This window comes from Cupriavidus respiraculi (genome assembly GCF_914271545.1).
GTDB lineage: Bacteria > Pseudomonadota > Gammaproteobacteria > Burkholderiales > Burkholderiaceae > Cupriavidus > Cupriavidus respiraculi.
Genome location: NZ_CAJZAH010000001.1, coordinates 1,590,239 through 1,615,522, shown reverse-complemented (window position 1 = coordinate 1,615,522; position 25,284 = coordinate 1,590,239). Strand labels below are relative to the sequence as shown.

The window sequence follows — 25,284 nt, the reverse complement described above, 5'->3', positions numbered from 1 at the left end:
ATTCCCGACAGCCGCCACGAAAGTGGCGGCTCTTTTTTTTTGCCGTTCGGGGATGGCCGGGTATCGGCAAGCCGCCGTACCCGTTTCTGCGAGGTGATCAGGGCGATTCTTGCAGGGGCGCGCCGGTGGCGGACTCCAGCAGCCCCGCCACGCAGACGCCCGTCCCGCAGCGCTCGGCCAGTTCCGCCAGCGGCATGCCGCGTCCGAACAGGAAGCCCTGCACCGCGTCGCAGCCCTGCTCTCGCAGGAAGTGGAATTGGGGGGCCGTTTCCACGCCCTCGGCGACCACCTGCAGATTGAGCTGATGACCGAGCGCGATGATCGCCGCGGCCACCGTCCGTTCGTGTTCGTGCTCCGGTTCGAGGCGGGCCAGGTTGTTGACGAACGACTTGTCGATCTTGAGCTTGTCGATCGGCAATCGCGTGAGGTAGCTCAGCCCCGAATAGCCGGTGCCGAAGTCGTCGATGGACAGCGCCACTCCCAGGCCGCGCAGGCGCTGGAAGATCTCGATGGTGTGGCCGGTGCCTTCCATCAGCACCCCCTCGGTCACCTCGATCGCCAGATTGCCGGCGGGCAGCCCGGAATCGCGCAGGCACTGCGAGACCAGCGTCGGAAAATCCGGCTGGCGCAGCTGCAGCGGCGAGATGTTGACGGCCACTTCCAGTTCGACGCCGAGCCGTTCGCGCAGCGACTGGATGTCCCGGCAGGCGGTCGCCAGCGCCCACGCCCCGAGTTGCCCGATCAGCCCGCACTGCTCGGCGATGGGAATGAACTGGTCCGGCCGCATCGGCCCGCGCTCCGGCGTCTCCCAGCTCATCAACGCCTCCACGCCGACGATGCGCAGGCTCGCCACGTCGATCACCGGCTGGTAGCGCAGCTTGAATTCATCATTGGCCAACGCCCGCCGCAACAGCGTCTCGATGGTAAAGCGCGCCACCGCGGCTTCGGCCATCTCGCTGAAGAACCGCCGCACCTGCGCCCGCCCACCCTGCTTGGCTGCGTACAGCGCCGCATCGGCGTTCTTGAGCAGATCGGTCAGCGACTGGCCATCGTCGGGATACAGCGCCATGCCGATCGAGGGCGTGACATGCATGCGCTGTCCGCCCACGCGTACATCCTCCGACAGGCGCGCCGCGATCCGCGCGGTCAGCAGTTCCGCCTCGCCGTCGTCGCGCACCGCGTCGAGCACGACCGCGAATTCGTCGCCACCCATGCGCGCCACCAGGTCGCCCTGGCGCACGGCGGCCTTCAGGCGATCGCCCATCGTGCGCAAGATGTCGTCGCCGACATGGTGGCCCAGCGATTCGTTGATGTGCTTGAACTGGTCCAGGTCGATCAGCAGCAGCGCCACCCGCCCGCCGCGTGCCTGCGCGGCCTGCAGCAGCGATTCCGTGCGGCCGTTGAGCTGCTCGCGGTTGGGCAGGCCGGTCAGCGTGTCGTGGTGGGCCAGGTGACGGATATAGGCGTCGGCCCGCTTGCGCTCGGTCAGGTCGTGGGCGATCGCGATATAGCCGCCATCGTCATCCTCGCCGTGCTCGCCATGCCGGCCGTTCTCGCCACCATCGCCGCTCCCGCTCCCCTCGGCGCGGGCCGCGGCGGACGTCGCCGGAACGGCCAGCAGCGCGACGTGCACCGGCAGCGGCGATCCGCCCTTGCGCACGTAGTGCCATTCGTGTTCGTCGACCAGTCCCAGGCGCGCCTTGGCCACCAGCGCCGGCAGTCCCGGCTCGACCGGCACGCCCAGTTCGGCGCTCAGCTCCTGCGCGCGCGCGAACAGTTCCTCGGCATCGTGCAGGCCCGCATAGGGCACGCGGCCGACCAGTTCGCCGGGCTGGAACCACAGCATGCGTTGCCCGGCGCGATTGATGCCGGTGACCATGCCGTGGCGGTCGAAGGTGATCACCGCGAAGGCGGCGTGGTCCACCACCGTGACATAGCGCTGGGCAATATCGGCCGCGCTGCGCTCGGCCTGGCGCAGCCGGGCTGCCTCGCCCACGATCCATAGCCGCCGCGGCGTGCCGCGTCCCGCGCCGGCGGCCGGTAGCGCCACGGTGCCCACTGTCACCGGCAACGCGCCGCCGTCGGGCCGGCGCGCTTCGCAGGCGGCATGCGTGGAGCGCTCGCGCGCGGCCAGCGTGTCCGCCGCGGGCAGCAGGGCCGCGATCTCCAGCCCGTGCAACGCCCCGGCCGCGGCGCCGAACAGCTGCTCGGCGCCCGCGTTGGCGACCTCGACCCGGCCGTTGGCATCGGACACCAGAAACCCTTCGCCGGCATGCTCGAAACAGGCACGCAGCAGCGTTACGTCGGCCGCGCGCGCCGCGGTGTCGCGCGCCGACCTGTCGCGCTGACGGCGCTGCCGCCACGCGAGCCAGGCAAGGAGCAACGTCAGCGCCGTGCCCCCGACGGCCACGGCCACGCTGCGGTAAGGCCGGTGCGCCGCAGCGAACGCCGGCAGGGCCTGCGCCTGCAGCGTCCAGCTGTGGCCGCCGAACTCCAGCGTCCGCGCGGCCAGCAATCCGGCCTGGGCACCGCGCATCCCGCCGCCGGTCGGCTCGCCCGTCGTGGCCATCGGCGTGCCGCCGTCGATGCCGCCGTCGTACAGGGACAGCGCGATGCCGGAGGCCTGCGTGGCGGCGACGCTGGCCAGCAGGTCGCCAAGCCGGAACGAGCAGTACACGTAGCCGGCCAGCGCGTCGCGCCGCTCCTCCACGGTATTGAGCGGCATGCCGTTGCGATACACCGGCAGGTACAACACCGCGCCGTGCTGGCGCACCTCCGCCTCGGATTCGCGCACCAGTTGCAGCCGTGCGGTCAGGCGCGGCATGCCGCTGTCGCGGGCGGCCTCGGCGGCCGCGCGGCGCGCGGGGTCGGACAGCACGTCGAAGCCCAGCGCGCGCATGTTGCGGCCGGCGAAAGGCTCCACGTAGATGACCGGGGCGTAGCGCGCGCGTTCGCCGGCGGGGAAGATGTCGAAGTTCGGCATGCCGTCGGCACGTACCGTCTCGATGAGCGTCGCAAGCTCCGGCGCGGCGACCACGCGGGCGTGGCCGATGGAGTGCATGCCGCGGGGCAGGTCATCCAGCTGGGCGGCGCGCACATAGTGGGCCCACTGGCTCCGGTCGGTCTGGGGGTTGGCCGCCATCAGGCCGGCCGCGCCGCGCAGCAGGCCTTCGCCGTGCTCCAGCCGGTTGCGTAGCGCCACCACGGCCGGGACCACCAGGGCATCGAGCTCGCGCAGCGCGGCCCGGCGCTCCAGGGCGGCCATCTGCAGCGTCGCCGCGGCGTTGGCACAGGCGCCGGTGACGGCTATCGTTAGGGCCAGTACCAGCGGAGAAGGCGATCGCATGTCATCGAAGAAAAAATCGCCGGCCGACGCAACCGCACCGGTGCTGGCGCGTCGCCGGCATCGCCGCACTATACCGTGACGTCGGGCCCTTGGGGCGGGCGCGCGGCCGCCTGTGGCAGGCCGTTCCCGTCCTGCGCCACGTATCGCGCAGGCGACGGCGTTGTGGTAGGGTTTGTCCACTCCGGTGCCCCCGGCCCCCAAGCCGCCGCACCGGTCCGGCTCCACGCTTCCGACGACGCGCCGCAATCCGCGGGCGTCGCCCCGCATGCTTCGATCCTCGTCCACGACGCCGCACTCGACAAGCAGCCCCCGTCATCCACGACGCCCCGGCGCACGGCTTTCGCTGTCCCTGAAATCCCGCATCGCGCTGATCACTACGGTGCTGGCCGGGCTGCTGGGCACGGGCATCGTGCTGGCCTCGCTGTACTACGCGCACGACGATCTGCGGGCCACGGTGCAGAACCAGCAGGACTCCATCGTCAAGCTGACCGCCGACCAGCTCGATACCGCCATGGAAGACCGCATCACGCTGCTGGCGCATCTGGCGCCCGAGCTGCGCTCGCGCATGGAGGGGCCGAAGCCCGAGCTGATCCGCTTCGTGCAGCAGGCCATCCCGATCCCTGGCATGTTCGACGCCGCCATGCTGGCCGACGCCCGCGGCAACATGCTCACCACCCAGGGCTCGATGGTGTCGATCGGCGACCGCGACTATTTCCGCGAGGTTGCCCGCACGCTCACGCCGATGGTGACCTCGCCGTTCCGCTCGCGCACCGATGGCGCCACCGGCGTGCTCGTGATCGCGCCCATCCTCGACGACAAGGCACAAATGCTTGGCATGGTCGGCGGCTGGCTCGACCTGGCGCGCGCCAATGTGCTGGTCGAGATCGTCCATAACCGCCCGGGCACGACGGGCTTCTACTGCCTGGTGTCGGCCGGCAGGAACCCCGTCTATGTGCAGCACGCCGATGCGGCCAGCACGCATGGCGCGGCCCGCGCCGTCGGCGATACCTGCGGCGCGGACGATACCGCGGGCCCCCTCGAATTCCTGCTGCCGCGCCGCCCGGTGATCTCGCGCTACCTGATGTCGACCACGGGTTGGGAACTGGTCGCCGTGCTGCCCGCCCGCGAGGCCTTCTCGCCGTTGCGCGCGATGCAGCAGCGCTTCGTCACCCTCTCGGCGGTCGCGCTGATCGTGGTCGGCCTGCTGATCTGGCTGGCCGTGCGCAGCCTGCTGGCGCCGTTGACCAGGCTGCGGGACGTCGTGCGCGCCAGCGCCGAGGACGAGGACGCCTACGAGCAGCTGCCCACGGGCCGCGCCGACGAGATCGGCGAGCTCTCGCGCTCCTTCGTGCAGCTGATGCGCGACCTCGGCGAGCGGCGCGAACTGCTGGACCGCAGCGAGCGGCGCCTGCGGGCGGTGACCGATACCCTGCCCGCGCTGCTGGCGTTCATCGACACCGAGGAGCGCTACGTATTCAACAACGCCGCCTACGAGCGGGCCTTCGGCGTGCCCGTGGCCGAGCTGCGCGGCAAGACCGTGCGCGAGGTCGTCGGCGAGCACCGCTACGCCATCGCGCAGCCCCACCTGCGTCGCGCGCTGGCGGGCGACGTGGTTACCTTCGAGAGCGAGGACAACGATCCCGAGTACCACTGCGTCGAGACCAACCTGCGGCCCGAATGGAGCGCCGACGGCACCACCGTGGTAGGCGTCCATATCCATGTGCACGATGTCACCGAGCGCAAGCTGGAGACGCTGCGGCTGTCGCGCATCTCGCGGCTCGACCATCTGACGCAACTGCTCAACCGCAATGCCTTCGAGGCGCAGTTGCAGGACGCCATGGCACGCTCGCGCAACGACGGCGGGCTGATGGCGCTGCTCTATCTGGACATGGACCGCTTCAAGGCGGTCAACGATTTCCACGGCCATGTCACCGGCGACCTGCTGCTCAAGGAGTTCGCGCGTCGGCTGCAGCGCTGCGTGCGCGAGCGCGACACGGTGGCGCGGCTGGGCGGCGACGAATTCGCGGTGATCATGGAGGATATCGGGCGCGAGGAAGTGGCGCGCCGCGTGGCCGGCGCCATCCTGCATGCCGTGGGCCGGCGCTTCTTCGTCGATGGCGTGTTCCTGGACGTCGACGTCAGCATCGGCATCGCGCTCTATCGCGGCGCGCCGATTCCGGACCATGCGCTGATGCGGCGCGCCGATGCGCTGCTGTACCGCGCCAAGTCGGCCGGACGGGGGCGCTTCGAAATGGAGTTGCTCGATACCGCGAGCGATGCCGCGGGCGATGCCGCGGCCGACCAGCGCGGATGAAGACGCGGCGGCCATAACGCCGGCCGCCGCGCCCGGGTTGCCTCAGTGCTCCGGTTCGAACGGCACGTGCTTGCCGTCGCGCGACTGGTAGCCCAGCGTGGTATCGGCGCCCATCATCTTTTCCCAGGCCAGCATGGCCTGCGCGACGGCCTCCGGCTCGCCCTTGAACACCAGCACATCGTTGCCGCAGTTGGGGCACTGGCCGCCGAACACGGCCTCGATACCGCGCAGGCCGGGCGCGTCGATCTCGTCGAAGTCGCTGAACGAAGTCCGGCACGAGCCGCACACGAGTTGCCCCGGACGCAGGCTGTCCTGCTGCACCGCGCGCTCGCGCTCCTGCTGGTGCGCCTGTTCGGCACGCTGCTGCGGCGTGCCCCTTCTTTTTGCTTCGCCCATGGGGCCTCCTTACCTGATGACGACGCGGCGAACGGCATGAGACGCCCGGCTCCATGGCGAGTCGATGCCATGTCCGCCTGCGTCTAGCATACGCCCACCGCGGCGCATCTTTCGCGCGAACCCCGGTCCGAACATGCGAAGCAGCGGGCCGAATGAACACGCTGGGAGCAGGGACATGCGGCGCCGACCATGCCTGCGGACCGCTTGCGGGCGTATTCTAAGGGACTTGCCAACCCGAACCGCGCAGGAGAAAGAGCGATGCCCGAGAACCAGCCCGCCTCCCAACAAGCCAAGCAGCCGGCCGCCGCCGCGGCCACCCGGATAGAAAAGGACAGCCTGGGCGACGTGGCCGTGCCCGCGGAGCACCTGTGGGGCGCCCAGACCGAGCGCTCGCGCCAGAACTTCCGCATCGGCATCGAGAAGATGCCGCCGTCGCTGATCGAGGCCTTCGCCATCCTGAAGCTGTGCGCGGCCCGGGCCAATCGCGAGCTGAACGTGCTGGAGCCCGGGCTGGCCCAGGCCATCGAACAGGCCGCCGGGGAAGTGATCGAGGGCCGCTGGCCCGGCGAATTCCCGCTGTCGGTCTGGCAGACGGGTTCGGGCACGCAGACCAACATGAACCTGAACGAGGTGATCTCCAACCGTGCGATCCAGTTGCTCGGCGGCGAGATCGGCTCCAAGCGGCCCATCCATCCCAACGACCACGTCAACGCGAGCCAGTCGTCCAACGACAGCTTCCCCACCGCGATGCATATCGCCGCCACGCGGGCGGTCCAGCGCGAGCTGCTGCCGGCGCTCGAGACGCTGCAACAGGCACTGGGCCGCAAGGTCGACGCCTTCGCCGATATCGTCAAGGTCGGACGCACGCACCTGCAGGATGCGGTGCCGCTGACGCTGGGGCAGGAGTTCTCCGGCTATCAGGCGCAGGTTGCCGATGCCCACTCGCGCCTGCAGCAGGCGATGCTGCGCGCGATGCCGGTGCCCCAGGGCGGCACCGCGGTCGGCACGGGCCTGAATGCGCCGCACGGCTTTGCCGCGGCGTTCGCGCGCGCGCTGGCCGACTACACGGGCCTGCCGTTCGAGCCCGCGCCCAACCGCTACGCGCTGCAGGCCGCCCACGATGCGCTGGCCGACCTGTCCGGCGCGCTCAACACCACGGCATCGTCGTTCCTGAAGATCGCACGCGACTTCATGCTGCTTGGCTCCGGTCCCCGCGCCGGCTTCGCGGAGCTGCTGCTGCCGGCGAACGAACCCGGTTCCTCGATCATGCCCGGCAAGGTCAATCCCACGCAGGCCGAGGCGCTGGCCATGGTCTGTTGCCGCGTGATCGGCAACCACACCACGGTGACGCTGGCCAATGGCCTCGGCACGCTGGAGCTGAACGCCTACAAGCCGGTGATCATCTACAGCCTGCTGCAGTCCGTGACGCTGCTGGCGGACGCCGCGGCCAGCTTCGCCGAGCACATGGTCGAGGGCGTGGAAGCCGACCGCCAGCGCATCGGCGAGCTGCTGGAGCGCTCGCTGATGCCGGTGACGGCCCTCAATCCGCATATCGGCTACGACAAGGCCGCCGAGATCGCCAAGCTCGCGGTCAAGCGCAACCTGTCGCTGCGCGAGGCCGCGATCGAGTCGGGCCACGTCACGCCCGAGCAGTTCGGACAGTGGATCGACCTGAAGGGCATGACGCGCGAAATCTAGGCCGCGCGGGCCCTGCCAGGGGTGCCGCCAGCGGGCGGGACTCCTGGCGCTTCACGCTATCATGCGGCATCGCCGCCGGTCCTCTTCTCTGCCATGCTCCCACCGCCGCTCCCCGCCGACGAGGCACGCCGCCTCGACACGCTGCGCCGCCTGAACATTCTGGACACCGCTGCCGAGGAACGCTTCGACCGCGTCACGCGCCTGGCGCGGCGGCTGTTCGACGCGCCGGTGGCGCTGGTGAGCCTGGTCGACGAGAACCGGCAGTGGTTCAAGTCCAGGGCCGGCTTCGCCGAGACCGAAGGGGCGCGCCAGACGTCGTTCTGCGGCCACGCCATCCTGAGCCACGACATCTTCCTGATCCCGGACGCCTTGCAGGACGAGCGCTTCCGCGACAATCCCCTGGTCACCGGCGCGCCGGGCATCCGCTTCTACGCGGGCTGCCCGCTGACCGTGCCCAACGGCTCCAGGCTCGGCACGCTGTGCGTGTTCGACGTCAAGCCGCGCACCATGAGCGAGGAGGACCAGTCGCTGCTGCGCGATCTGGCCCGCATGGTGGAAGAGGAGCTCGCCGCGGTGGAGCTGGCCAACATGGACGAGCTGACCCAACTGTCGAACCGGCGCGGCTTCGTCGCGCTGGCCCAGCATGCGCTGACGGTGTGCGATCGGCTGGAGCGCCCCGCGACGCTGCTGTTCTTCGACATGGATGGCTTCAAGACCATCAACGACCGCTTCGGCCATGCCGAAGGCGACCGCGCGCTGCGCGACTTCGCCACCGAGCTGCGCGAGTCGCTGGGCGACTTCGCCGTGATCGGCCGGCTGGGCGGCGACGAGTTCGTGGCCCTGTTGAGCGACGTCGACTGCGGCGCGTGTCCGGAAGTCATGACCGCGCTGCGCGAGCGGCTCACCGCGCGGCAGGCGGCGGCCCCGCGTGGCTACACCATCGACTACAGCGTCGGTTCTATCGAGTTCGACCCGCACGTGCACGACGATATCGGCGCCATGCTGGCGCAGGCCGATGCGGCGATGTACGCCAACAAGGCGGCCAACAAGTCCGCCGGCAAGCAGGCGAGCGAGCCCGCCCGGAACGACTGAGCCAGTACGCGGCGCGCGACCCGAACGCACGCACGCCACCCCGGGGCGTACCCGTTTCTGCGCGCGACGTGCACGCCCATCCAATGGTCGCGGCGGGACCGGGACACCCCCATCGGAAGCGGCACGAGCGTGCGGGCGCGTGCCCGCAGCACGCGCATATCCGCCAAAGCGTACCTGTTTCTGCGTGCATGGCATTGCCGCCGGCACGCTCCCGAAGCGGGCGCCGCGGGCCTTGCGTACCCGTTTCTGCGTGGTCCCGTTCCCGACTGGCCGCCGGGGCGTACCCGTTTCTGCGGGCGGCTGCGAGCGGCCACGCTGGCCGCTCGGCGGCGCTACAATGCCTGCGGCCACGGGGCCGTCCATAACCTCGCGCTTACCGCGCAGTGTCCCGGCCATGCCTTCGCTTTCCTTCGTCCTTTCTGCCCGTCATCCCACGCCGCTCCATGAAGCCCCTGCTGCTAGTCCTCAATCCCAATACCGACGAACACCTCGCGCGTTTTGGCGAACTCTACGAGGTGCTGTACGCACCCGACGCCGCGGCGCGCGCCGACAGCATCGCGCGGCACGGCGCGCAGATCCGCGCGGTGCTGACCATCGGCACCATCGGTCTGACGGCGGCCGAGATCGACGCCATGCCGAAGCTGGAACTGTTGTGCACGCTGGGCGTGGGCTACGAGACGGTCGACGTGGCCCATGCCCGCGCCCGCGGCATCGTGGTGGCCAACGGCGCCGGCACCAATGACGGCAGCGTCGCCGACCATGCCATGGCGCTGCTGCTGGCCGCGGTGCGCGCGGTGCCGCAGATGGACCGCGCCACGCGCGAGGGCAAATGGCGCACCGAGCTGCCGCTGCGCCCCGGCATCACCGGCAAGCGCCTGGGCGTGCTGGGCATGGGCACCATCGGCAAGCGCATCGCCACGCGCGCGCTGGGCTTCGAGCTGGAGGTGGGTTATCACAACCGCAGTCCCAAAGCCGATCTGCCCTATCGCTATTTCGACAGCGTCGGCGCGCTGGCCGACTGGTGCGATTTCCTGATCGTGGCCACGCCAGGCGGCGCGGCCACGCGCCACCTGGTCAATGCCGAGGTGCTGCGCGCGCTGGGCCCGCAGGGCTTTGTCGTCAATATCGCGCGCGGCAGCGTGGTCGATACCGCCGCGCTGGCGCAGGCGCTGCGCGCTGGCGAGGTCGGAGGCGCGGGGCTGGATGTCTACGAGAGCGAGCCGGCGCCGCCCGCCGAGCTGCTCGACTGCCCCAATGTCGTGCTGAGCCCGCACATCGGCGGCTGGTCCCCCGAAGCGATCGAGGCGACGGTGCGCCTGTTCCTGGAGAATTCGCGGCGCCATTTCGCCGGCGAGGCGGTGCTCACGCCGATCGGCTGAGGCACGGGTTCAGGCAATTCGGGCACGCCGAGCGACACGCAGAATTGGGTACGCTTTGCGCGCCGCCGGCATCTCCGGCACCCGAGGCCGGCGTCAGCGGGTCTCGTCCGCGGCGACCGGCGCGGCGGGAAACGTGACCCTGACCCGCAGGCCCGGCGCCGCGTCCTCCAGCGCCACGCGCGCGTGATGGGACTCGGCGATCTCGGCCACGATGGCAAGGCCCAGGCCGCTGCCGCCAGTGGGCGCATCGGGCGCCCGATAGAAGCGGTCGAACACGCGCTCGCGCTGCTCGAGCGCGATGCCCGGGCCGTTGTCGGCCACCGCCAGTTCGACGGCGCGCCCTCCTTCCCGGCGCGCGAGCCGCACATCCACCTTGCCGCCGCGCGGCACGTAGCGCAGCGCGTTGTCGATCAGATTGGTCAGCAGGATGCGCAGCGCCTCCGCTTCCCCCATGACGGTGAACCCCTGCTCCCGCGCGCCGTCGGTCTCCAGCCCGAGGTCGATGCCGCGATCGAGGGCGGCCTGCGTCATCTCGGCCACCAGCGCGGCGGCCAGCCCATGCAGATCGACCGGCGCGTGCTCGCGCGCACCGACGGCGCCGGGCTCCTGGCGGGCCAGCGTCAGCAGCTGCGTCACCAGATGGGTCAGCCGCTCCAGCCCCTCGCGCAGCCTCGCGATGGCCTCGCCGCGCGCCTCGGCGCTGTCGGCGCGTTCCACCAGCTGGGCCTGCAGCTGCAGCGCGGCCAACGGCGTGCGCAGCGCGTGCGCGGCGTCGGCAACGAAGGCCCGCTGCGTGTCGATGGCATGCGAGAGCCGCGCCAGCAGCTGGTTGAGTGCCTCGGTCAACGGCGCGATCTCGCTGGGCATCGCCGTGACCGCCAACGGCGACAGCGCATGCGCATCGCGCGTGCGCACCTGGCGCGCGATCTCGTGCACCGGCCGCAGGCCCCGGCCCACCGCCATCCATACCACCCAGCCGATCAGCGGCAGCAGCAGCAACAAGGGCGCCACGGTCCGCAACGCCATGCGGGCGGCCACCTGCCGGCGCGCGCTCATCGGCTGCGCGATCTGGACCACGGCGCGGCCCAGCTGCACGCTGTAGATGCGCCACTCGCCCTGCCCCGTCGTCACGTTGGAAAAGCCCAGTTCCGCGCGCGGCGGCAGCACCGGCCGCGAGTGCGACAGGTACAGGCTGCGCCCGTTGCCGTCCCAGATGTGGATGACCACATCCTCGTCGGCCCGGAACAGGCCCTCGCCCGGGGCCGACATCGGCGGCTCGAACGGCGGCAGCGCCGGCCCGGCGAACTGCCGCGGCAAGGCGGAGGCCACCTGCTTCATCTGGTAGTCGAACAGCGCGTTGGCTTCCTGGCGCGCCTGCGCGTAGATCAGCGCGGTGGCGATGGCGATGCCGGCCACCAGACCGAGCGCCAGCCACCACAGCAGCGTCCGCTGGATCGAGCGCATCACGCCCCTCCCTCCGGCGCGCCGCCGTCCGCCTTCGGAATGACATAGCCAACGCCGCGGATATTGCGGATCAGCGCCGCGCCGAATTTCTTGCGCAGCGCATGGATATAGACCTCGACGGTATTGCTGCCCACATCGTCGTCCCAGCCATAGAGCTTTTCCTGCAGCTGCGGCACCGACCATACCTTGCCGGGCCGGCCCATCAGCGCGGAGAGCAAGGCGAACTCCCGGGCCGACAGGCGCACCGGCTGGCCGTGCAGCGTGACTTCGCGGCTGGTCGGGTTCAGGGCAATGGGACCATGATGCAGCATCGGCTCCGCCCGGCCTTCGGCGCGGCGCGCCAGCGCATGCATGCGGGCAACCAGTTCCTGCAGGTCGAACGGCTTGACCAGATAGTCGTCGGCGCCCGCGTTCAGACCCGCTACGCGGTCCGCCACGGCATCGCGCGCGGTCAGGATCAGCACCGGCGTGCGCACGCCTCGTCCCCGCATGCCCGCCAGCACGTCCAGCCCGGAGCGGCGCGGCAAACCCAGGTCGAGCAGCACGAGGTCGTAGCAGGCAGCGTCCCCCTGCCCCGTGGCGGCGGCAAGCCCCGCCTCGCCATCGCGCACCCAGTCCACGGCGAGGCCTTCCTGGCGCAGGGCCAGCCGCACGCTCTCGCCGATCATGGCATCGTCCTCGACGAGCAGTACACGCATCCGCTACCCCTTCGGCGCGCGGCCGCTCAGTCCTCGCCGATGGCCTCGGCCAGCGCGTGCGCGAGGCCGGCCAGCGCCGGATACTGGGCCGTGATGACGTGAACCGGAATATCGGCGAGATAGGCGCCCATGCGGCCCTTGTCGATAAAGCGTGCGCCGAAGGACGATGCCGCCAACGCGTCGACGAAGCGCGGCACGATGCCGCCCCCGATATAGACCCCGCCGCGCGCGCCGAGCACCAGCGCCAGGTCCGCCGCCGCGGAGCCGAGCAGCCCGCAGAAGGCCTCGAACGCGCGCATGCACAGCGGATCGTGACGTTGCAGCGCGCCTTCGGTGACCTCGTGCGGCTTGAGCGGCGGGGCCGAGACCGTACCCGTTTCTGCGCGCAGCGCCGCATGGATCAGCGACAGCCCGCTGCCCGAGAGCAGGCGCTCGGCGGAGACGCGCCCATGGTCGCGCTGCGCCGCGCGCCAGGCGATCCACTCGTCGTCCGTCTTCGGCATCAACTCGACGTGGCCACCCTCGCCGGCCAGCGCCACCGCGCCGCAGCCGCCCCGGCCGGGAATCAGCCCCGACACGCCGAGCCCCGTGCCGGGGCCGATCAGGGCGAGCGGCGCGCCGGCCGCCGCCTTGCCGGGCCGCAGCGGCGCCAGGCCGGCCGCGTCAAGGTAAGGCAGGGCGAGCGCCAGCGCGGTGAAGTCGTTGATCGCGATCAGCGTGTCGAGCGCCAGCGCGCCGCGCATCTGCTCGACGGAGAAGGCCCACGCGTGATTGGTCAGCTTGACGAAGTCGCCGGTGACCGGATTTGCCAGACCGATTGCGGCATGGCGAGGCCTCGCGCCCGGGGCGAGCGTGAAGTAGTGCCGCGTGGCGGCTTCGAGGGACGGGAAATCCGCGACCTTCAGCGCGGTGACCTCGCCGATGTCGTGGGCGCCGGTCTGCACGGCGAAGCGAACGTTGGTACCGCCGACATCGGCGAGCAAGCGGGGATACGAAGCCATAACGCGCGGGTCGGTGTGGATCAATGCGAGTAGACGTCGAAGCCATGCCGGTGGCGCGTGGTCACGACGCCCACCGGCAGCGCCGGGGATGCCTCCTGCAAGGCGCGCTCGAACACGGCGGTCTTCTTCGGCCCGTCGATCGCGAGAAAGGCGCGCTCGGCCGCCAGCAGCGCCGCGAGGTTCAGCGTGACGCGGGCGTGCGGCGCGCTGGAAGGATGCGTCACGAGATAGGCGGGCTGCTCGGCCGACAGCGCCGCCGCGAGCTCCGGCGCCTCGGGAAACAGCGACGCCGTATGGCCGTCCTCGCCCATGCCCAGCACCACCACATCGGGCTGGCGATAGGCCGCGTTCAGGCGCTCCACCGCCCGCTGGGGATCGGCCGCTTCGCCGGCATCGGCGATCAGCGGCACGAACTGGGCCGCCGCCGCGGCTTCGCGCAGCAGATGGCGGCGCACCAGCCCGCCGTTGCTGTCCTCGTGCTCCGGCGGCACCGCACGCTCGTCGACCAGCGTGATGGTGACGCGGTCCCAGCGCACCGGGCGATAGCGCAGCCGCTCGAACATCTGCACCGGCGAGCGGCCGCCGGAGACCGCCAGCACGGCCCAGCCGTTGACCTGGATCGCCAGTTCGAGCGCATGGCCGATGGACATGGACAGGGCTTCGGCGTGGTCCATTGCGGAGGGATGTTCGAAGCGTCGCATGGCTTGTCCGTATTCGAGTGGAGGAAAGGAAAGGCGTATCAGACTTCTTCGTGCCACAGCGCATCGTCGCGCGAGAGCAGCGCGGTAGACGCGGCCGGGCCCCAGGTGCCGGCGGTGTAGGCCTTGGGCGGCGCCGCGCTCTCGGCCCAGGTATCGAGGATCGGCTCCACCCATCGCCACGCCTGCGCCTGCTCGTCGCGGCGCACGAACAGGCCGAGGCGCCCGCGGATGACATCGAGCAGCAGGCGCTCGTAGGCGCCGGCGCGCCGCACCTTGAACGAGTTGGCGAAGTCCAGATCCAGCGAGGTGGTGGTGAGCGCCACCGTGTCGCCGGGCTGTTTGACCAGAAAATGCAGCCGGATGCTTTCCTCGGGCTGCAGCCGGATCACCAGCCGGTTCTGCGGCGACTGCGCCAGCGGCCGCGGAAAGATGGCGTGCGGCACGTCGCGGAAGTGGATGACGATCTCGGCCACCCGCGACTGCATGCGCTTGCCGGTGCGCAGGTAGAACGGCACGCCGGCCCAGCGCCAGTTGGCGATCTCGGCCTTGATGGCGACAAAGGTCTCGGTGCGGCTGTCCGGCGCGATGCCTTCCTCCTCCAGGTAGCCAGGCACCGCCTTGCCGCCGACCGCGCCAGCGCGATACTGGCCGCGCACCGTCTTGTCGGCCACGTCCTGCGGCGTGATCGGCTTGAGCGCCTTCAGGATCTTGATCTTCTCGTCGCGGATGGCGTCCTCGGACAGGCTGGATGGCGGCTCCATCGCGACCATGCATAGCAGCTGCAGCAGGTGGTTCTGCACCATGTCGCGCAGCGCGCCGGTGCGGTCGTAGAAGTCCCCGCGCTTTTCCACGCCGAGCTCCTCGGAGATGGTGATCTGCACGTCCTGCACCCATTCGCGGCGCCACAGCGGCTCGAACAGCGCGTTGCCGAAACGGATCGCCATCAGGTTCTGCACCGACTCCTTGCCCAGGTAGTGGTCGATCCGGTAGATCTGGTCCTCGGCGAAGAAGCGCGCCACCGACGCGTTGATCGCTTCGGACGATTCCAGGTCATGCCCGAGCGGCTTTTCCAGGACAATGCGCACATTGGGGTGGTTCAACCCGGTGCGGGCGAGCTGCTCGCAGATGGGAACGAACAGATGCGGTGCAGTGGCCAGATAGCACACCACCACCTCGGGCGCACGCGACAGGACCTGCTGCGCCAGGGCGTCGAAGTGGGCCGGCTCGCGCGCGTCGGCCTGCACGTAGAGGATGCGGGCGAGGAACGACGACCATGCTTCGGGCGTCCCCTTCTCGATGCACCAGCTCATGCTGTCTTGCAGGGAAGCCAGGTAGTCCTCAGTCGTCAGCGCATGGCTGCCGGTGGCGAGAATTCGCGCGCCCGGATGCAGCAGGCCCGCGCGGTGGGCGTCGAACAGGGCCGGCAGCAGCTTGCGCCGGGCCAAGTCACCGGTGCCGCCAAACAGCACCATATCGAAATCGGGCATGCTCACCCTGGACTCCTTGCTAGGGTTCGGTTCCGTCCCGGCCGGATGCCGGACCGATGCGGGCAGTTTACGTGAGTCGCCGCCGCTTGGCGAGGACGGCCGGCGCGGGTCGCACCGCCGTGCGCCGGTGCCAAGGGATGCGACGGCCGGCAATCTGCGCTAGGCTGATCGCACACCCGCAGGAGATCCGCCATGCCCCCACATTCCGTTCTCGCCCAGGTCAGCGCCCGTATCGCCGCGCGTAGCGCCCCTACCCGCTCTGCCTATCTCGAACGCACCGAAGCCATGGCGGGCCGCAAGCTCGAGCGCTCGCAGCTGTCATGTACCAACCTGGCGCACGGCGTGGCCGCCATGCCCCAGCTGGCCAAAGTGCGCCTGACGACAGAGCAGGCGCCCAATCTCGCCATCGTCTCGGCCTACAACGACATGCTGTCGGCGCACCAGCCTCTGGAGGCGTTTCCGCGCTGGCTCAAGGAGGCCGCGCTCGAAGCCGGCGGCACCGCGCAGTACGCGGGCGGCGTGCCCGCGATGTGCGACGGCGTTACGCAGGGGATGGAGGGCATGGACCTGTCCCTCTTTTCGCGCGACGTGATCGCGCTGGCCACCGCGGTGGCGCTGTCCCACCAGATGTTCGACGGCGCCCTTTACCTGGGCGTGTGCGACAAGATCGTGCCGGGCCTGGTGCTCGGCGCGCTCTCGTTTGGTCATCTGCCGGCGGTGTTCGTTCCCGCCGGACCGATGACCACCGGCATGGGCAACGAGGAAAAGGCCCATGTGCGCCAGCTCTACGCCCAAGGCAAGGTCGGGCGCGATGCGCTGCTCGAAGCGGAGACCCGCTCGTACCACGGACCCGGCACCTGCACCTTCTACGGCACCGCCAACTCCAACCAGATGCTGATGGAGATCATGGGGCTGCATCTGCCCGGTACCGCCTTCGTCAATCCCAATACTCCGCTTCGCGAGGCGCTCACGCGGGAGGCCGCGCGCCAGGCGCTGCGCATCGCCCACGGGACGGACCGCTATACCCCGATCGCCCACGTGCTGGACGAGCGCGCCTTCGCCAACGGCATCGTCGGGCTGCTGGCCACGGGCGGCTCCACCAACCACACGCTGCACCTGGTGGCGATGGCGCGCGCGGCCGGCATCGTGCTGACGTGGGACGACTTCGACGAGTTGTCCTCGGTGGTGCCGCTGCTCGCCCGCGTCTATCCCAACGGCAAGGCGGACGTGAACCAGTTCCAGGCGGCGGGCGGGTTGCAGCTGGTGATCCGCTCGCTGCTGTCGCTGGGGCTCGTGCACGAGGACGTCACCACGGTCGTCGGCAACACCCTGGCCGACTACACCCGCGAACCCGTGCTGCGCGATGGCGAGCTGACCTGGATCGACGGCGCCGAGGCGTCGCTGGACGACACCATCGTGCGCACCGCCGACGCGCCGTTCTCGCCCGAGGGGGGCTTGCGGGTACTGGACGGCAATATCGGTCGGGCGGTGCTCAAGGTCTCGGCGGTCAAGCCCGAGCACCAGCGGGTGCAGGCGCCCGCCATCGTGTTCCACCGACAGGAGGAATTGCTCGCGGCGTTCAAGCGCGGCGAGCTGGAGCGCGATTTCGTCGCCGTGCTGCCCTGGCAGGGACCGGCCGCGTGCGGCATGCCGGAACTGCACAAGCTCACGCCCGCGCTGACCGTGTTGCAGGACCGGGGCTTTCATGTCGCGCTGGTGACCGATGGCCGCATGTCCGGGGCCTCGGGCAAGGTGCCGGCGGCCATCCACGTCTGTCCCGAAGCGCTCAACGGCGGCGGCATCGCGCGCGTGCGCACCGGGGACATGGTGCGGGTCGATGCGCCCAACGGGGAATTGACGGTGCTGGTAGCGGAAGCCGAATGGAACGCCCGCGAGATCGTGCGGCCGGACCTGTCGGGCAACCGGCATGGCATCGGGCGCGACCTGTTCGGCAACTTCCGCCGGCATGTGAGCACGGCGGAAAGCGGAGCTTGTACGCTTTTCGTCGAGGAAGACTGAGTCTTTCCTCTCCATTCCGGCCAGCGGACGATCGACGAAGCGGCTCTGCTCTCCCGCTCGCGGGAGAGCAGAGAGAGGATCAGCTCCCGCTGTGCTGCAACTCCCTCACACCCGGAACCGCGCCGGCATCGTGGGGCACCCGCAGCTCCTGCACCGGCACCGCAATCTCGCTGCCCGCCGACTCCAGTGCCGTCTTGATGCGTTCGTAGAAGGCGTACTGCACGCTCCAGTAGTCCTCGTTGCTGGTCCAGCAGCGCAGGTTCAGCGTGACGCCCTGTGCCGCGTACTTGACCACCATCACTTCGGAAGCCGGGGTCTGCAGCACGCGCGGCTCCTCCGCCAGCACGCGGCGCAGCGCGTTCAGCGCCGCCTGGATGTCGGTGCCGAACGGCACGGTCACCTCGATGTCCATCCGGCGCGTGGGGTTCTCGCTGTAGTTGGTGATCGCGCTGCCCCAGATCTTGCCGTTGGGCACGCGCAGGCAAACCCCGTCGAAGGTGGTCAGCTCCGTCATGAACAGGCCCGTCTCGCGCACCGTGCCGGCCACGCCCTGCGCATCGATGTATTGCCCGACGCGGAACGGGCGCAGCAGCACCAGCATGATGCCGGCGGCGATATTCTGCAGCGTGCCCTGCAGCGCCAGGCCGATGGCCAGGCCCGCCGCGCCGAGCATCGCGATGATCGTCGCGGTCTGCACACCGAATTGCGACAGCACCAGCACGATGGTCAGCACCCGCACGACCCATTGCACGACGCTGCCCAGCATCGGTCGCAGCGTGGCGTCGACGCGGGGACGGTCGAAGGCGCGCACCACCGCGAGCCGCGCCCGCGCCGACAGCCACCAGCCCACGACCAGGATGGCAATGGCGGCGATCAGGTTCATGCCCTGGTGGATGGCCACCTGCATCAGGTAGGCCCAGGTCGCCTCCAGCTTGTCGGCGTCGATGAAAGTCAGGTCCATGTCTTGGGGTCTCCGGTGCGGGTATCAGGGGGCCTCGTCGTCGCGGCGATGCACCAGCTCGCCGGCATCGGGCAGCGGCGTTTCGCTGCGCGAAAGCTGGCGTGGATCGAGCTGATGCGAGAAGCCGGCGACCGAGCCCAGGCGCCGCTGGCGGTCCTCCGGCAGCGTCGGGCCGCTCTGAATATAGACGGTCAGCAGCTCGGCGAGATGCACCAGCACCGATAAATGGGTGCGCTCGTAGCCATGCGAGGCGTCGGCGCCAAAGCACAGCAGCGCCGTACGCACGTCATGCCCGGCGCTGACCGCGGCGCCCGCGTCGGAATGGTAGTAGCGGAACACGTCGCGGTGGCTGGGAATGCCGTGCTCCTCGCACAGCCGCAGCAGCCGCCGCGTCAGGTGGTAGTCGTGCGGCCCGGCCGAATCCATCAGCGGAATCGTCACGCCCTGCTCGCGCGCGCCCTGGCCCGGCGCGACCGGACCGATATCGATGCCGATCACCTCGCTCACATCGTCCTCGATCACGGCGGTGGCGCCGGAGCCGACCTCCTCGGTCAGCGTGAACACGGCGTGGCAGTCCATCGGCACCGTCGCGCCGCTTTCCCGCACGGCCTTGAGCGCGGCGAGCAGCGCGGCCACGCCGGCCTTGTTGTCCAGATGGCGGGAGACGATATAGCCGTTGTCCAGGATTTCCGGATGGGCGTCGAACGCGACGAAGTCGCCCACCTGGATGCCGAGCGCGCGCACGTCGTCGGCCGAGGCGAGGGGTTCGTCGATGCGCAGTTCCAGCTGGTCCCAACTGATGGGCTGGGTGTCCACCGCTTCGTTGTAGACGTGGCCGGAGGCGAGCAGCGGCAGCACCGAGCCGCGATGCCGCCCCTGCTCCGTAAAGATTGTCACGCGTCCGCCTTCGGCCCAGCGGCTGGACCAGGTGCCGATCGGTTGCAGCGACAGACGGCCGTTGGGCTTGACCTCGCGCACCATGGCGCCGAGCGTGTCCAGATGCGCCACGACCGCGCAGTCCGGCCCCATGCCGCTGTTGGCGCGGTTGCCGCGCAGCGTCGCGCGGATGGTGCCGCGCCGGGTCAGTTGATAGGGAATGTCCAGGCTGTCGAGCACGTGGGCGGTGTAGTGCACGATCTCGTCCGTCAGGCCGGCCGGGCTGGGAATGGCCAGCAGCTCCAGCAGCACGGTCTTCAGGTAGAGAGGGTCGATCGTCAGCTTTTGCATGCGGGATATCCTCTCGTCAATGTGCCGACGCGCGACGCGCCGGCGGACCCGCGAGAAACGGGTCCGCCGGCGGCGGCATCATGCGGTGAAGGGAAACAGCAGGTCGACGAAGCGCTCCGCCGTCGGTTGCGGTTCGTGATTGGCCAGGCCCGGGCGCTCGTTGGCCTCGATGATCACGTATTCGGGCCCGTCCGCGGCCGGCACGAGGAAGTCCAGCCCCACCACGGGAATGCGCAGCGCGCGCGCCGCATTGATCGCGGCCTCGCGCAGCACCGGGTGCAGTTGTGCGGTGACGTCGTGCAGCGTGCCGCCGGTATGCAGGTTGGCGGTCTTGCGCACCGGCACGCGCTGGCCGTTCTCCGGCACCGACTCGAGCGTGAAGCCCTGCGCGGCGAGGCACCGCTCGGTCTCGGCATCGAGCGGAATCCGGCTCTCGCCCCCCGTGGCGGCGCTGCGGCGCGCGCTGTGGCGCTCGATCAGCGTCTTCAGGTCCGACTGGCCGTCGCCCACCACTTCGGCCGGCTTGCGGATGGCGGCGGCCACGACCTCGTAGCCGATCACCACCACGCGCAGGTCCTGTCCCGGGCAGAACGCTTCGAGCAGCACCGAGCCGCCCTCCTGGTGTGCCGCGGCGATCGCGCTCTTCAGATGCTCCTCGGTGCGTACGTCGACGCTGATGCCGCGCCCCTGCTCGCCGCACGCAGGCTTGACGACGACCGAGCCGTGCTCCTCCAGGAAGGCCGCGTTCTCCGCATCGCCGGCAGCGAGCTGCTGGGCCGGCACCGCCAGGCCCACCTGGGCGAGCCGCATGCGCGTGAGCGTCTTGTCCTGGCACCACGTCATCGCCACCGCGCCGGTCAGCTCGGACAGCGATTCGCGGCACAGCACCTCGCGCCCGCCATAACGCAGGCTGAAGATGCCGCTGGCTGCGTCCACGATCTCCACGCCGATGCCGCGCCGGCGCGCCTCCTTGACGATCAGCGCCGCGTACGGGTTGAGCCCGTCGCATTCGCTGGCGCCCGTGAACAGCGGCTCGTTGATGGCGTTCTTGTGCTTGATGACGAAGCCGTCCACCTGCTCGAAGCCGAGCTTGTGGTAAAGGCCGATGGCGTGCTGGTTGTCGTGCAACACCGACAGGTCCAGTTGCTTGCGGCCGCGCTCGGCGAACATCGCGATCAGCTGGCGCACCAGCGACTGCCCGACGCCGGCCAGGTGCGTCTGCGGGTCCACCACCAGGCACCACAGGCTGCTGCCGCCGCGCTCGTCGCCGAAGGCCAGTACGTGATCCACGCCCATGGCCGAGCCGATGATCTCGCCGCTGTGCTCGTCCTCGGCCACCAGATACACCACCGCGTCATGGTGGCGCTGTTGCCAGACGGTGGCCGGGTCCAGTGGCACCATGTGCCGCATAGCGTAGAGCCGGTTGATCGCCGCGATGTCCGCGCGCGTGGTGAGCCGGCGCACGATCACGCCCGGCACGGCATCGGCCACCGCATCGGCGGGGTTCAGATGGCGCCGGAACAGCAGCGACGGATCGAGAAACAGCGTCTGCGGCGCCTCGGCCAGCACCAGTTGCGGCGCCTCGACATACAGCGCGATATCGCGCCGGCCGGTGGCCTCCTGCTGCAACTCGGCCGCGAGGTCGGCCGGCGAATGAAAGGACGGCGCGAACATCAGCCGTCCCCAGCCGCAGTCGAGCACGGCATTGGGCCGCGTGGAGGCGGGCGCCGGCGCGGGCGCGGCCGTGCGGCCGGCGGGGCCGCCGCCCTGCATGGCGGCCAGCTCGGCGACCTTGGCTTCGGTGCCGGAGAGCTCCACCACGGTGGCCTCGGATTGACTGGTTGGCATCGGGATTCCTCCTGTTCTGATGCTGGTATGCGTTGGCTGCGCTGGCCCTGGCCGGCGCGGTCCGATGGGTCCGGATCGATGCGCCCGTTCAATACGCCGCGCTTACAGCCCGCGGGTCTGCAGCCACGCTTCGAGCAGCGCGATCTGCCAGACCTTGGAACCGTTGAGCGGGGTGATATGCGTGTCCGGCGCGTCCAGCATGCGCTGCACCACGTCGGCCCGGTACAGGCCGCGCTGGCGGGCTGCGTCGCTGCCGACGATGTCGCGCACGTACTCGAGAAACGGTCCGCGCAGATACTTCAGGGCCGGCACGGGAAAATAGCCCTTGGGCCGGTCGATCACGGCGGCGGGGATGACCTTGCGCGCGGCTTCCTTCAGGACATGCTTGCCGCCCGCGGCGATCTTGTGGTGCGCCGGCATGCGCGCGGCCAGCTCGACCAGGTTGTGGTCCAGGAACGGCACGCGCGCCTCCAGCGCATGGGCCATGGTCATGTTGTCGACGCGCTTGACCGGGTCCTCGACCAGCATCACGGTCGTATCGAGCCGCAGCGCGCGGTCGATCGCGGTATCCGCGCCGGGCATGGCGAAATGGTCGGCCAGAAAGCGCGTGGTCGGATCGTCCGCGAGCCATTCCGGCGACAGCAGCTCGGCCATTTCGGCATGGGTGCGGTCGAAGAAGACCTTGCGGTAGGCCTGCACGCCGCCGTCCGCGTCGCGGTTCTCGGCCAGCGGCGGATACCAGTGATAGCCCCCGAATACCTCGTCCGCGCCCTGCCCGCTCTGCACCACGCGGCTATGGCGCGCCACCGCGGCGGACAGCAGGTAGAACGCCACGCAGTCGTGGCTCACCATCGGCTCGCTCATCGCGTCGATGGCATCGGGCAGCGCCGTCAGCAGGTCCGCCGACGGGATCATCATCTTCTCGTGCTGCGTGCCGAAATGGTTCGCCACCAGATCCGAATAGTGGAATTCGTCGCCGGCTTCGCCGCCCGCGGCCTCGAAGCCGATGGCGTAGGTGCGCAAGTCGCGCGTACCCAATTCTGCGAGCAGCCCGGTGATCAGGCTCGAGTCCACGCCGCCGGAAAGCAGCACGCCCACGGGCACATCGGCCACCGTGCGGCGGCGCACCGCTTCGCGCAGCGTATCGAGGGTCAGATCGCGCCAGTCCTCGAACGAGCGCGCCACATCGTTGGCGTCGGGGGTGAAGTCCAGGCGCCACCAGGTGTTCATCTCCGTGCGGCCGTCCGGGTGCACGGTCATGTGCGTGGCGGGCGGCAGCTTGCGCACGCCCTTGATGATCGTGCGCGGGGCCGGCACGACCGCGTGCAGGCTCATGTAGTGATGCAGAGCCACCGGGTCGAGCGCGGTGTCGACCTCGCCGCCGGCCAGCAGGGCGGGCAGCGTCGAGGCAAAGCGCAGCCGCCGCGCATCCTGGGTGTAGTACAGCGGCTTGATGCCGAGGCGGTCGCGTACCAGGTGCGTTACGCCGGTGTCGCGCTCCCACAGCGCGAACGCGAACATGCCCGTGAGCCGATCCAGCGCGGCCGGGCCCCAGGCGTGCCAGGCCTTGATGATGACTTCCGTGTCGCCGGTGGAGGCGAAGACGTAGCCGCGCGCGCTCAGTTCCTCGCGCAGCGCGTGGTGGTTGTAGATGGCGCCGTTGAAGACGATGCCCAGGCCCAGCGCATTGTCGACGAAGGGCTGGTGGGCGCGGTCGGTCAGATCCATGATGCGCAGCCGGCGGTGGCCGAACACGCGCGCGCCCAAGCCGAAGATGCCTTCGCCGTCGGGGCCGCGCGCGGATTGCGTGCGCGTCATGTCGGCCACGGCCCGCACATCGGCCATGGTCCGGTCAAACCGTAATTCTCCTGCGATACCACACATCGAAAAGTTGCTCCTTTGCCTGCAGGGGCAGGCTTGGCGGCTTTCCGTTATCGCATGACAACCGGCGCGCGTCTGCCCGCGCGGCGCCGACGGCTTGTCGGACGACGCCTACATTGGCTTTGAAATGGGGATACCTTCAGGACCACGGGGCAACGGGATGGGTTCCGCGCCGGACGGCACGCAGCCGTGCGCCATCGGCGCCAGCCGTTGCGGGGCAAGGGCCCGCGGGCGGGCAATTTATTCCGGTAACGGGGGCCGCCGCGCCCGGGCGGGTCTGGCGCGGGGGGCCTCGGGGCCACGCAGAATTGGGTACGCTCCGGTCTCGCTGGCCGCGCGACGCGCCCGGCCAGCCCGGCGCTTACACCGTCACAGGCGGCTCATGGAGCCTGTCCCGCGCATAGAGGCTCGGAAAGAGACGAATCCACACTCCGACGATCACCAGGGTGCCGATGCCGCCCAGCAATACCGCGCCGACCGGGCCGAACAGCGCCGCGGTCACGCCGGATTCGAATTCGCCAAGCTGGTTCGAGGCGCCGATAAAGACGGAATTGACGGCGCCCACGCGCCCACGCATGTCGTCGGGCGTATCGAGCTGGACCAGCGTCGAGCGCACCACCACGCTGATCATGTCCGAGGCGCCCAATACCACCAGGGCCGCCATCGACAGCGGCAGCGAGCTGGACACGCCGAACACCATGGTCGCCAGGCCGAACAGCGCGACCGCGCCGAACATGGTGCGCCCGACCCGCTGCCGCAGCGGATGGCGCGCGATCCACAGCGCCGTGGCCAGCGCGCCGATGGCCGGCGACGAGCGCAGCAGGCCCAGGCCCCACGGACCGGTATGCAGGATGTCGCGCGCATACAGCGGCAGCAGCGCGGTCGCGCCGCCGAGCAGGACCGCGAACAGGTCCAGCGAGATCGCGCCCAGCAGCACCGGCCGCCCGCGGATATACGAGAAGCCGGCGAACAGCGTCGAGACGCTGACCGGCGCGGTGAGCCGCTGCGGCGCCTGGCGCAGCTTGAGCAGCGTGATCAGCACGGCGGCGGTCAGGAACAGCGTGGCGCTGATCGCGTAGACCACCCCGGCGCCGGCCACGTAGGCGAAGCCGCCCAGCGCCGGGCCGATGATGATGGCCGCCTGCGTCGCGGAACTGGACAGCGCCACCGCCCCGGCCAGCTGGCGCGGCGTCACCACGCTGGGCAATAGCGCCTGCAGCGTCGGGGTCTCGAAGGCGCGGGTGGCGCCGATCAGCGCGACGAAGAGGAACAGGTGCTCCGGCGTGATCCAGCCTGTGAGGCTCGCCACCGCCATCGAGGCGGCGATGATGCCCTCGCCGATCTGGCAAACCCGCACGATGCGGCGGCGATCGAAGCGGTCGGCCACATGGCCCGACAGCAGCAGCAGCGCGACCGACGGCAGGAACTGCACCAGCCCGACCATGCCCAGCATCAGCGGGTCGCGGGTCAGGTCATACATCTGCCAGCCGACCGCCACCGTGAAGATCTGGTAACCGATGGTGGTGCACAGGCGGGCGCACCAGAACAGGCGAAAGGCGGGATCGCGGAAGACGGCGTCGGACTCGGGCGCCGGCACGGTGGCAGGGGAGGACATGGGCGTTCGGGAGGAGGTGCGCCGCGCGGTGACGGCTGGGGCCGGGCCCGGCCGTCGGCTCTTGGATCGCCACGGGGGCGAAGGCCGGCTGGCGGCGCGCGGAAGTGGCGATTCTAGCGCACGCGCCGGCGGGCGCCGTTGCCGGCGCCTCGCGGCC

General features: G+C 70.2%; 17 protein-coding genes. 5 read left to right on the top strand and 12 right to left on the bottom strand.

All coding sequences use genetic code 11. The annotated features are described in order from the left end of the window. Nucleotides 1-97 precede the first annotated feature (97 nt). Complete coding sequence (locus LDO27_RS07175) at nucleotides 98-3,346, bottom strand: bifunctional diguanylate cyclase/phosphodiesterase (RefSeq protein ID WP_224040628.1); 3,249 nt, start codon at nucleotides 3,344-3,346, stop codon at nucleotides 98-100. A 265-nt stretch (nucleotides 3,347-3,611) separates the two neighbouring features. On the opposite strand from LDO27_RS07175, the gene LDO27_RS07170 reads away from it, so the two are divergent. Next, nucleotides 3,612-5,660, top strand: coding sequence for a diguanylate cyclase domain-containing protein (locus LDO27_RS07170; protein ID WP_224040626.1), 2,049 nt, complete (start codon nucleotides 3,612-3,614; stop codon nucleotides 5,658-5,660). Between the two features lie 42 nt (nucleotides 5,661-5,702). Here the strand turns inward: LDO27_RS07170 and LDO27_RS07165 are convergent, their stop codons facing one another. Beyond that, on the bottom strand, nucleotides 5,703-6,056 hold the full coding sequence (locus LDO27_RS07165) for a hypothetical protein (protein ID WP_224040624.1): 354 nt from the start codon (nucleotides 6,054-6,056) through the stop codon (nucleotides 5,703-5,705). A gap of 258 nt (nucleotides 6,057-6,314) precedes the next feature. On the opposite strand from LDO27_RS07165, the gene LDO27_RS07160 reads away from it, so the two are divergent. The 3 genes from LDO27_RS07160 (at nucleotide 6,315) to LDO27_RS07150 (ending at nucleotide 10,225) form a co-directional block, all read left to right on the top strand. Continuing rightward, nucleotides 6,315-7,754, top strand: coding sequence for a class II fumarate hydratase (locus tag LDO27_RS07160; RefSeq protein WP_224040622.1), 1,440 nt, complete (start codon nucleotides 6,315-6,317; stop codon nucleotides 7,752-7,754). A 93-nt stretch (nucleotides 7,755-7,847) separates the two neighbouring features. Further along, nucleotides 7,848-8,846: a GGDEF domain-containing protein gene (locus LDO27_RS07155; RefSeq protein WP_224040620.1), complete on the top strand. Its 999-nt coding sequence runs from the start codon at nucleotides 7,848-7,850 to the stop codon at nucleotides 8,844-8,846. Between the two features lie 443 nt (nucleotides 8,847-9,289). Further along, the gene (locus LDO27_RS07150; RefSeq protein ID WP_224040617.1) at nucleotides 9,290-10,225 is read left to right on the top strand and encodes a 2-hydroxyacid dehydrogenase; all 936 of its coding nucleotides are present in this window, start codon (nucleotides 9,290-9,292) and stop codon (nucleotides 10,223-10,225) included. Between the two features lie 93 nt (nucleotides 10,226-10,318). Here LDO27_RS07150 and LDO27_RS07145 read toward each other — a convergent pair whose 3' ends face one another. Genes LDO27_RS07145 through zwf form a run of 5 tightly spaced genes read right to left on the bottom strand, consistent with a single transcriptional unit; the run spans nucleotide 10,319 to nucleotide 15,576 of the window. Then, the gene (locus LDO27_RS07145; RefSeq protein ID WP_224040848.1) at nucleotides 10,319-11,689 is read right to left on the bottom strand and encodes an ATP-binding protein; all 1,371 of its coding nucleotides are present in this window, start codon (nucleotides 11,687-11,689) and stop codon (nucleotides 10,319-10,321) included. After that, nucleotides 11,689-12,387: a response regulator gene (locus LDO27_RS07140; protein ID WP_224040615.1), complete on the bottom strand. Its 699-nt coding sequence runs from the start codon at nucleotides 12,385-12,387 to the stop codon at nucleotides 11,689-11,691. Before LDO27_RS07140 ends, LDO27_RS07145 begins: the two co-directional genes overlap by 1 nt. 26 nt (nucleotides 12,388-12,413) lie before the next feature. Beyond that, nucleotides 12,414-13,388 carry a glucokinase gene (gene glk, locus LDO27_RS07135; RefSeq protein ID WP_224040614.1) on the bottom strand — a complete coding sequence of 325 codons (975 nt, stop codon included), beginning with the start codon at nucleotides 13,386-13,388 and terminating at the stop codon, nucleotides 12,414-12,416. Between the two features lie 20 nt (nucleotides 13,389-13,408). Next, entirely contained in the window at nucleotides 13,409-14,089 is a 681-nt protein-coding gene (gene pgl / locus LDO27_RS07130; protein WP_222209031.1) for a 6-phosphogluconolactonase, read from the bottom strand. 38 nt (nucleotides 14,090-14,127) lie between these two features. Further along, the gene (gene zwf / locus LDO27_RS07125) at nucleotides 14,128-15,576 is read right to left on the bottom strand and encodes a glucose-6-phosphate dehydrogenase (RefSeq protein WP_224040612.1); all 1,449 of its coding nucleotides are present in this window, start codon (nucleotides 15,574-15,576) and stop codon (nucleotides 14,128-14,130) included. A gap of 192 nt (nucleotides 15,577-15,768) precedes the next feature. Between zwf and edd the strand changes: the two genes are divergently transcribed. Next, a complete protein-coding gene (gene edd, locus LDO27_RS07120) occupies nucleotides 15,769-17,595 on the top strand; it encodes a phosphogluconate dehydratase (protein WP_224040609.1) in 1,827 nt (608 codons plus the stop codon). A 79-nt stretch (nucleotides 17,596-17,674) separates the two neighbouring features. On the opposite strand, the gene LDO27_RS07115 is transcribed toward edd, so the two are convergent. From LDO27_RS07115 to LDO27_RS07095, 5 genes are all read right to left on the bottom strand, one after another. Then, on the bottom strand, nucleotides 17,675-18,556 hold the full coding sequence (locus LDO27_RS07115; protein ID WP_224040607.1) for a mechanosensitive ion channel family protein: 882 nt from the start codon (nucleotides 18,554-18,556) through the stop codon (nucleotides 17,675-17,677). A 24-nt stretch (nucleotides 18,557-18,580) separates the two neighbouring features. Then, on the bottom strand, nucleotides 18,581-19,783 hold the full coding sequence (locus tag LDO27_RS07110; protein WP_224040605.1) for an osmoprotectant NAGGN system M42 family peptidase: 1,203 nt from the start codon (nucleotides 19,781-19,783) through the stop codon (nucleotides 18,581-18,583). A gap of 78 nt (nucleotides 19,784-19,861) precedes the next feature. Next, nucleotides 19,862-21,631, bottom strand: a complete 1,770-nt coding sequence (gene ngg / locus LDO27_RS07105) for an N-acetylglutaminylglutamine synthetase (RefSeq protein WP_224040603.1) — start codon at nucleotides 21,629-21,631, stop codon at nucleotides 19,862-19,864. A gap of 102 nt (nucleotides 21,632-21,733) precedes the next feature. Further along, on the bottom strand, nucleotides 21,734-23,515 hold the full coding sequence (locus tag LDO27_RS07100) for an N-acetylglutaminylglutamine amidotransferase (RefSeq protein ID WP_224040601.1): 1,782 nt from the start codon (nucleotides 23,513-23,515) through the stop codon (nucleotides 21,734-21,736). Between the two features lie 358 nt (nucleotides 23,516-23,873). Next, complete coding sequence (locus LDO27_RS07095) at nucleotides 23,874-25,127, bottom strand: MFS transporter (RefSeq protein WP_224040599.1); 1,254 nt, start codon at nucleotides 25,125-25,127, stop codon at nucleotides 23,874-23,876. Between the last annotated feature and the right edge of the window lie 157 nt (nucleotides 25,128-25,284).